Source organism: Bacteroidota bacterium (assembly GCA_018692315.1).
Lineage (GTDB): Bacteria > Bacteroidota > Bacteroidia > Bacteroidales > JABHKC01 > JABHKC01.
On sequence record JABHKC010000035.1, the window covers coordinates 1 to 8,664 of the forward strand.

Consider the following 8,664-nt stretch of genomic DNA (forward strand, 5'->3'; position numbering starts at 1 on the left):
CTTTCTATAGCTATGCCATGGCAGATGGTATCTTTAATTATCTGTTTGATAATAAATATGGGCTAATTTATAAAACTAAACCCAAAATCCCTGATAGCCAGCTATCTATAATTTGGGAGGAAAATTGAGGAAACTTCAGATATATATTTCTATTGTTTAACAATCTTATAATACACTACTTGAAAATTTGCGTCCTTCATATTAGTAATATTTTGGTTTGTACAATACAAAAAAAATATTCATACAAAGATAAAAGTATTTTGTGTTTCAGCAAACAAGAGCTGCCTATTTCTTATATAAAAAAAGCCCCAACAATTTGGAGCTTTTTTAGTTTCTTTATTTTATAATCAATTTCGGTATTATCATCCAAAATCGTCAAAATCAACCATTTCGTCCGGAACACCGAGGTCATAAAGCATTTTGTTTATGGCATCGTTCATCATTGGAGGTCCGCACAAATAGTATTCTATTTCTTCCGGTTCTTCGTGTTTGCTCAAATATTCATCGTAAATTACCTGATGTATAAAACCTACATGTCCGGTCCATTTATCTTCTTCTAATGGTTCCGAAAGTGCTATTTCGAACTTGAAATTTGGAAATTCTTTTTCAATTGCACGGAAATGTTCTTCGTAGAAAACTTCTCGTTTCGAGCGTGCTCCGTACCAAAACGTTGCTTTTCTACCGGTTTTTACTGTATGATACATATGGAAAATGTGCGAACGCATAGGAGCCATTCCTGCACCTCCACCAATAAACATCATTTCGTTTTCTGTTTCTTTAATAAAGAATTCTCCGAAAGGACCGGAAATCATAACCTTATCGCCAGGCTTTCTTGAGAAAATGAATGAAGAACAAATTCCTGGATTTACTTTTGCAAATCCTCCTAAGTTTCTGTCGAAAGGTGGTGTTGCAATACGAATATTAAGCATTACAATATTTCCTTCGGCAGGATGATTGGCCATGGAATAGGCACGATAAGTTGGTTCAGGATTACTCATTTTTAAATCGAACATTTTGAATTTTTCCCAATCGCCACTATATTCCTCTTCAATTTCCATATCTTTGAAATCTACATCGATCTTAGGTACATCAATTTGAATATATCCTCCTGAACGGAAATCTAAAGTTTCGCCTTCCGGTAGTTTTACTACAAATTCTTTAATAAATGTTGCAACATTATAATTAGAAACTACCTCGCATTCCCATTTCTTAATTCCCATAATTTCTTTAGGAATCTTTATTTTCAGGTCTTGTTTAACTTTTACCTGACAGGCCAACCTGTATTGTGCTTGCTGTTCTTTTCTGGTGAAATAAGGCTTTTCGGTTGGCAAAATTTCACCGGCTCCTTCAGTAACCTGACATTTACACATTCCGCAAGTTCCACCTCCACCACATGCCGAGGGCAACAAAATTTTGTTGTTTCCTAAAGTTGCGAGCAAAGTGTATCCCGGATCTACAACAAAATCTTTATCTTCGTTTATGTTTAATGTAACTTCTCCCTGAGGGGTGAGTTTAGCTTTTGCATAAAGTAAAATGATTACTAAAAATAGAATTACAACTAAAAAAGCAACAATACTAACTGTCATAATTGTCGATAATCCTGCTTGGGCGCTTAATAAAATCATCTTTATATTTTTTATTTATTATTTTTTTTTATTGTCCTGATAGCTATCGGGATTTTTTTGGATTATTTATACCTTAATTTATTCAAAACTTATAGTTTTATTCCCATAAAAGTCATAAAAGCAATTCCCATCAAACCTGTAGCAATGAATGTAATTCCTAATCCTCTTAGTGGTGCCGGTATGTCTGAGTAGCGTATTTTTTCTCTTACGGCAGCAATTCCAACAACTGCCAAAAGCCAGCCAAGACCGGAGCCTAAACCGAAAACCGATGCTTCAGTTATTGAATTATATTCACGTTCTTGCATAAACAATGCACCTCCGAGAATGGCACAGTTTACAGCAATTAGCGGCAGAAAAATTCCAAGTGCTGCATATAAAGCCGGTGCAAATTTTTCAACTATCATTTCCACAAGTTGAACCATTGAGGCAATTACAGCTATAAACATAATAAAACTTAAAAAGCTTAAATCGATATTAAGTGCAGAATCTCCAAGTATCCACTCTAAAGCTCCTTTTTTCAACATATAGTTCTCTATCAAATAATTAACAGGAACTGTAATTCCAAGTACAAAAATAACAGCAATCCCTAATCCTGTTGCCGTTTTTACCGTTTTTGAAACTGCAAGATAGGAACACATACCGAGAAAGTATGCGAATATCATATTATCTATAAAAATAGATTTGACGAATATATTTAGTAAATTTTCCATATCGTTTTTTTATTATTCGTTTATGCTTCAATCAATTCTTTGGTTCTTGCTCTTTGAATCCAAATTATTATACCAACAACTATAAGTGCCATTGGAGGTAATATCATCAGACCATTGTTTGCATATCCCATTTCGTAGAAACTATCAGGAATAACCTGAAATCCCCAAATTGTTCCTGAGCCAAGCAATTCTCTGAAAAATGCTACAATAATTAAAATTATTCCATATCCGGCAGCATTTCCCAAACCATCGAGAAATGAAGGCCAGGGTTTGTTGCCAAGAGCAAATGCTTCAAGACGACCCATAATTATGCAGTTGGTGATAATTAAACCTACAAAAACAGAAAGTTGTTTGCTAATTTCATATACAAATGCTTTTAAAACCTGATCGACTAATATTACCAAAGAGGCAATTACAACAAGCTGAACGATAATTCTAATTCGTGCAGGAATTGTATTTCTCAATAAAGAAATTATAACATTTGCAAATGCAAGAACAAATAGCACAGAAAGCGACATTACAACTGCCGGTTCTAATTTTACTGTAATGGCAAGTGCCGAACAAATTCCAAGAACTTGAATTGTAATAGGATTGTCAATATTTATTGGTCCTGTTAGTAGTTTGACATCTTTTGAGGAAAGTAAACTCATTTTTATTTTGGATTTATATTAGTAAAATTGAAATTTTATAATCTTAATTTTTCTTTTTTTTCAAAAAAGTTTCGAAATTTATTAAGCAATCTTTACTTAACATATCTTGAAGTGCGACACTAGTAATTGTCCCGCCTGAAATTGCATCAACACCATGAACTAAATCGCCGGCATTTTTTGCTGCTCCTTTTCCTCCTTTATAAACTTTTATTGAGACAAAATTACCTTTATCATCAAACAATTTTTTTCCTTTAAAAGGGTCCTGGAACCATGCTTGATTGATATCGGCACCCAAACCGGGAGTTTCTTGTTTGTGGTCGAAAACTGCACCGAATATTGTATTATAATCCTCTTTCAAAGAAATGTACCCCCAGATTGGACCCCATAGTCCTTTGCCTCTAACAGGGATTATTATATTTTTGCTTCCATCATCTTGTGTACATTCGAAAACCGGCAAAGTCATTTTTTCTTTATCGAGACTTAATTCTTTTTTCAAATTTATATTAAAAGCATCGCCACTTTTATCATTCCCGTTATGCCCGATTGTAAAACTTTTGGTAATATATTTTGTGAAATTACTTTCGGCAGTCTCAACTGTACTTTCTATACCTACTGATGATAGAATATTTTGCATTTTTTCTATCCTGACATTTTGTTCTTGATAGGGTTGAAGTTTGATTGCTGTGAACGAAAGAATTGCTGCAACTACTACAACCAGACCGGATGCATACAGAAATATGTATAAATTACTGTTTGTATTCATTTTATTATATTTTTAGTCTTTTAAGTCTTTTTTTAACATTTCCACGTACAATATAATGATCGATAAGTGGAGCAAAAACGTTCATTAGTAGAATTGCAAGCATCATTCCTTCGGGATATGCAGGATTTAAAACTCTCACTATCACAGCTATAAAACCAATCAGAAAACCATAAATATATTTTCCTTTTTCGGTTTGAGCTGCTGTAACAGGGTCGGTTGCCATAAAAACAGCACCAAAAGCAAATCCTCCAAGAAAAAGGTGCTGATAAAATGGAATTTCCATAAAAGGATTAACTGCAAAGGCATTAAATAATAATCCCATTACTGAACCTCCTACAAAAACTGATAGCATAATTTTCCAACTTGCAATTCCTGTATAAAGCAAAAATACTGCACCAAGCAAAATTGCAAGTGTTGAAGTTTCTCCAATAGATCCTGGGATAAAACCAAAAAACATATCGCTTGTGGATAGTTGGATACTTTCTGTAGCTGCAGCAGCTTCTGCCAGAGGCGTTGCACCAGAAAATCCATCAACTACTCCTTCGCCTTTTTCAAGACCTGATACCCAAATTTTATCTCCTGACATCTTTGAAGGGTAAGCAAAAAATAGAAAAGCCCGTGCAGTCAAAGCCGGATTTACAATATTCATTCCTGTTCCACCAAAAACCTCTTTTCCAATTACTACTGCAAAAATTGTGGCTACTGCAATCATCCATAATGGTGTATCAATAGGAACAATAAGAGGAATTAAAAGTCCCGAAACTAAAAATCCTTCTTCAATTTCATGACCTTTTATAAACACAAAAATAAATTCTGTTCCCAAACCTACAACATATGAAACAACTATTATTGGAAGCACTTCGAGAAAGCCATACCAAAAATTCTGAAACAGACTTGACTCTTCGCCTAAAGAGGCAAAATGCCAGGCACCAACATTCCAGCAACCAAACAATAGGGCAGGAATAAGAGCTATAACAACCATGCTCATGGTTCGTTTCATATCCATTGCATCTCTAATGTGGCTGCCTTTTTTTGTAACATCTCCAAGTACGTAGAGAAATGTTTCAAAACTTTCGAAAACTGGAAGCCATTTCTCGTATTTGCCACCCTTCTCGTAATTGGGTTTTATTTTATCGAGATATTTTCTAAATGAATCCATTTTATATTGATTATTTTATATTTACTTTTTTTCGATTGATAATTGATAATTCTCCCAATATCTATTGGTATTATAATTATGAAACCTAATTCATTTCTTTTATCATAATGTTTAGTCCATTGCGTACTATTTCCTGAACATTAATTTTTGAGGTACATACAAATTCGCACAAAGCAAAATCTTCTTCTGCAATTTCATAAATTCCCAGTTCTTCCATCTGGTCGATGTCTTCAATTATTATTGCTTTAAGCAAATGTTGTGGTAAAATATCCATTGGGAAAACTTTGTCGTACTCACCTGTAACCACGAAAGAACGTAATCCTCCTTTCATATTTGTGTTTAGAGCGTATTTTCTTTTGGGGGTCATCCACGAACAGAAAGTACGTGAAACACTAAATTTTCCAAATCCGGGCATTCCCCATCCAAGTAGTTCTGCTTTATTTCCTTCCGGAATAACACTTATCATTGAGTCGTAAAAACCAACAAATCCTTTCATAGAGATTAGTGATCCGGTGAGTACATTTCCGCTGATAATTCTATTCTCATTTTCCGAAATATTGTTTGCAATAATTTTATCAATTGATGCACCCAGCATAGTTTCAAAGTATTGGGGCTTTTTAACTTCTGAACCCACCAAAGCAACTGTTTTTTTTGCATCCAATTTGCCATTGGCAAAAAGTCGTCCTATCATGGCAAGCTCTTGTGGATTTATGTACCACACAACTTCACCTTTGTTTATAGGGTTTAGATGATGAATCTGGATTCCTACATTTCCAGCAGGATGTGGACCTGAAAAGTAATTTATATCAACATTTTTAAGCTTTGAAAATACAGATTCTGAGTTTTCAGATTTTAAGTTCAAATATATTTTACCTTCAGTAAGTTTTGATAAAGCATCGATGCCGCTTTGTAGATTTTTCTCTTCAGCTTTCAATATAAAATCGAAGTCGGGAGCAAGAGGTGCTGTATCGAAACCAGAGATATATATTGCTTTTGGTTGATCTGCAGGATTTGCAATTATCGAATATGGACGCTGGCGAACAAACGGCCATAATCCACTTTTTAATAAGTTTTCAATAATTTCTTCTTTCGAAAGTTGTATTGGATTGCCTTGTTTGAATTCTTCGTATAGAATTGTTTCATCGGCTTTAACAACAATTTCGAGCAATCGCCTGCGTTCGCCTCTGTTTATTGCAACCACCTTGCCACTTACCGGCGAAGTAAACATAGCTTCCGGTCGATTTTTGTCGAAAAACAAGGGACTGCCTGCTTTCACTTCGCTATCAATTTTTACTTTAAGTTTTGGTGTTATGCCTTCAAAATCGGTTGGCTTTATGGCAAAAAATTCAGTGTTCGAAATAGGGGAGATTGTCTTCTCCGGTTTGCCTTTCAGTTTAATATCTAAACCTCTTTTTATTCTAACAACTTTCGTCATTTTTTTTATATTAATTTCAATACAATTGCAAAAGTATATTATTTTTATTGTTGCACAAAAATATATATATCAGTTTTTTTTAGTTTTTGGTATTGTTTTACCGAAATCCCATATTATCAATTCGTTAATATGTTAATATATAGATATTTTTATAATTCAATTTGTGCTGTAGAACATAAAATATTTGTTTGTTTTTTTTCAAAATAATAGTTAATTTTTACTTTTTATATTAAAATAAAATCTTGAAAGTTTTAATGTTATAGGATTTCAAAAATATTATATCGAAAAACTACAAATTTGTTTATGTTTGATTTTTATTTTTTTGTAAAATTTATGATAGAAATTGTCAATTTTTCTAAGTTCAAAGCTTCTGTATCAACATTTTTATTTTGTACAGTTTTTTTATTCTATACAGGTCAGCAAGAAGGTTATGCTCAAGAACTTACAGATAGCGATTCTGTTCCGGAGTTTTACAACGACAATTTTTTAAGGTATTCCGATTTTGTTTATAAAAATAGTATCAAAACAGTAAAAATTCACCGTGAAGGCTGGGATTTGTCCCACCCAATAATCGAACTGAATGGTGAAGATAAAATACTTTTAAGTTTTGATGATTTACGTGCGGAAATTGCTGATTTTTCGTATAAATTAGTTCATTGTAATTCAAGATGGGAGCCTTCCGATTTGATGTCTTCAGAATTTATTGAAGGTTTTGAGGAAAATCAAATTGAAGATTATGAGTTGTCTTTCAACACTTTTCAGAAATATACTCACCATTGGCTCACCATTCCTAATGAAAATATTAAAGCTACAATTTCAGGAAACTATATTATTAAGGTGTATGAAGATTTTGATGAAGAGAATCTGGTTCTTAGCAGACGCTTTATGATTACTGAAAACAATGTAAATATTGAAGCTGAGGTAAAACAATCCTCAATTATCGATTTGCGAAAAAGCCATCAGGAAATCGATTTCAAAATCAGACCAGGCATTTCGCTGAGCGATCCTTATAGTGAAATTCAGGTGGTTCTGATGCAAAACGGGAGATGGGACAATAAAATAGACAATTTGAAACCACTTTTTATTAAGGACAATTTGCTAATTTACGATTACGACGAAGACAATTCTTTTGCAGCAGGAAGCGAATTTCGCTATTTCGATATAAAAAGTGTTCGTTACCAATCTGATAGAATAAAAAGCATACTATTCAAAAAGCCATTCTACCATGTCGATTTGTTGGAAGATCATAAAAGAACTTTCAAAGTTTATTTTTACAATAAGGATATAAATGGCAAATATTTTATTGATATACAGGAAGCTGTGAACAAAGAAATTGAAGCTGACTATGTTTATGTAAATTTCACTCTTCCATTTGATGCACCTGTGGTAAATGGTAATTTGTATTTATTCGGATTGTTATCAGACTGGTCGTTCAGTAACACGAATAAAATGAAATACGACTACGAAAAAAAGGCATACACTCTCACAATGTTTTTAAAACAAGGCTATTATAATTACGAATATGTGTTGCTCGAAGATGGTGAAACAGCCGGAAATGTAAGTTACATTGAAGGTAGCCACTACGAAACCGATAACGACTATTTGATTTTGGTATATTTAAAAGGTATAAATGAACGATACGACAGGCTCTTAGGAATTAAAATTATTAATTCTATGAAGAGATTTTAGGATGAAAAATTCTTAATCTCTACTTGATTTTTTGAATATCATTTTTACATTATCTGCAGCTTGTATAAGGTTTACGACAAATCTCTACTTGTATAATAATTAAAACGAGAAGAGTTTGAATAGGCTCTAATGAAATTCGGGATATAGGAAAAGACCTGTAAAAGAACCCTAAAAAGGATTTAGAATATGCAGTAAAGTTTGGGATTATGAAAAATGAAAAAACACTTTCAAAATCCTGAATTGTTGAACTCCGGCTGGAGTTCTATTATGCAAGTGGCAAATTTACAATAGCTTATACCGGAAGTACAAAGATTTCAGCTCAAGGGTATTTATAAAAACAAACCTGATATATTTTGAAAATTGAACTTTGGTTCATTTTTTTTGCATGTTATTATAAAAATAATGTTAAAAATAATATTTAAAGTTTTTTTTTTCTTTTTAAGAAAAATATTATTTTTACTGATTAATATTTGAATTTAATTGATGAATAGATGAAATATGCTGATAAAAAACTGCTTCATGTCGAATTTGTCTTACTTATTGATTATCAAGCAAACATAATTCCATGAAAAAATCTGCTAATACGAGTAATAAAAAATTGAATACAATAAAATTATAATTAAAATAAGAAAA

7 protein-coding genes are annotated in these 8,664 nt (G+C 32.7%); 1 reads left to right on the plus strand and 6 read right to left on the minus strand.

The genetic code is table 11. From position 1 onward, the window contains the following. Nucleotides 1-362 precede the first annotated feature (362 nt). The 6 genes from HN894_03090 to HN894_03115 all read right to left on the minus strand — a co-directional run bounded on the left by HN894_03090 (nt 363) and on the right by HN894_03115 (nt 6,342). Complete coding sequence (locus HN894_03090; GenBank protein MBT7142297.1) at nt 363-1,631, minus strand: NADH:ubiquinone reductase (Na(+)-transporting) subunit F; 1,269 nt, start codon at nt 1,629-1,631, stop codon at nt 363-365. Between the two features lie 83 nt (nt 1,632-1,714). After that, on the minus strand, nt 1,715-2,335 hold the full coding sequence (gene nqrE, locus HN894_03095; GenBank protein ID MBT7142298.1) for an NADH:ubiquinone reductase (Na(+)-transporting) subunit E: 621 nt from the start codon (nt 2,333-2,335) through the stop codon (nt 1,715-1,717). A 20-nt stretch (nt 2,336-2,355) separates the two neighbouring features. Beyond that, nucleotides 2,356-2,985, minus strand: coding sequence for an NADH:ubiquinone reductase (Na(+)-transporting) subunit D (locus HN894_03100; protein ID MBT7142299.1), 630 nt, complete (start codon nt 2,983-2,985; stop codon nt 2,356-2,358). A gap of 43 nt (nt 2,986-3,028) precedes the next feature. After that, nucleotides 3,029-3,748 carry an NADH:ubiquinone reductase (Na(+)-transporting) subunit C gene (nqrC, locus tag HN894_03105; GenBank protein MBT7142300.1) on the minus strand — a complete coding sequence of 240 codons (720 nt, stop codon included), beginning with the start codon at nt 3,746-3,748 and terminating at the stop codon, nt 3,029-3,031. Between the two features lie 4 nt (nt 3,749-3,752). Then, on the minus strand, nt 3,753-4,907 hold the full coding sequence (locus tag HN894_03110; protein ID MBT7142301.1) for an NADH:ubiquinone reductase (Na(+)-transporting) subunit B: 1,155 nt from the start codon (nt 4,905-4,907) through the stop codon (nt 3,753-3,755). An 85-nt stretch (nt 4,908-4,992) separates the two neighbouring features. Then, nucleotides 4,993-6,342 (minus strand): Na(+)-translocating NADH-quinone reductase subunit A, encoded by a 1,350-nt coding sequence (locus HN894_03115; protein ID MBT7142302.1) that lies wholly within the window; start codon nt 6,340-6,342, stop codon nt 4,993-4,995. 333 nt (nt 6,343-6,675) lie between these two features. Between HN894_03115 and HN894_03120 the strand changes: the two genes are divergently transcribed. Then, entirely contained in the window at nt 6,676-8,031 is a 1,356-nt protein-coding gene (locus HN894_03120; GenBank protein ID MBT7142303.1) for a DUF5103 domain-containing protein, read from the plus strand. The last annotated feature ends 633 nt before the right edge of the window (nt 8,032-8,664 follow it).

Excerpts from the sequence above, each read along its gene's own strand:
- nqrE (MBT7142298.1), bottom strand. The coding sequence starts at position 2,335 with ATGGAAAATTTACTAAATATATTCGTCAAATCTATTTTTATAGATAAT.
- HN894_03100 (MBT7142299.1), bottom strand. The coding sequence starts at position 2,985 with ATGAGTTTACTTTCCTCAAAAGATGTCAAACTACTAACAGGACCAATA.
- nqrC (MBT7142300.1), bottom strand. The coding sequence starts at position 3,748 with ATGAATACAAACAGTAATTTATACATATTTCTGTATGCATCCGGTCTG.
- HN894_03110 (MBT7142301.1), bottom strand. The coding sequence starts at position 4,907 with ATGGATTCATTTAGAAAATATCTCGATAAAATAAAACCCAATTACGAG.
- HN894_03115 (MBT7142302.1), bottom strand. The coding sequence starts at position 6,342 with ATGACGAAAGTTGTTAGAATAAAAAGAGGTTTAGATATTAAACTGAAA.
- HN894_03120 (MBT7142303.1), top strand. The coding sequence starts at position 6,676 with ATGATAGAAATTGTCAATTTTTCTAAGTTCAAAGCTTCTGTATCAACA.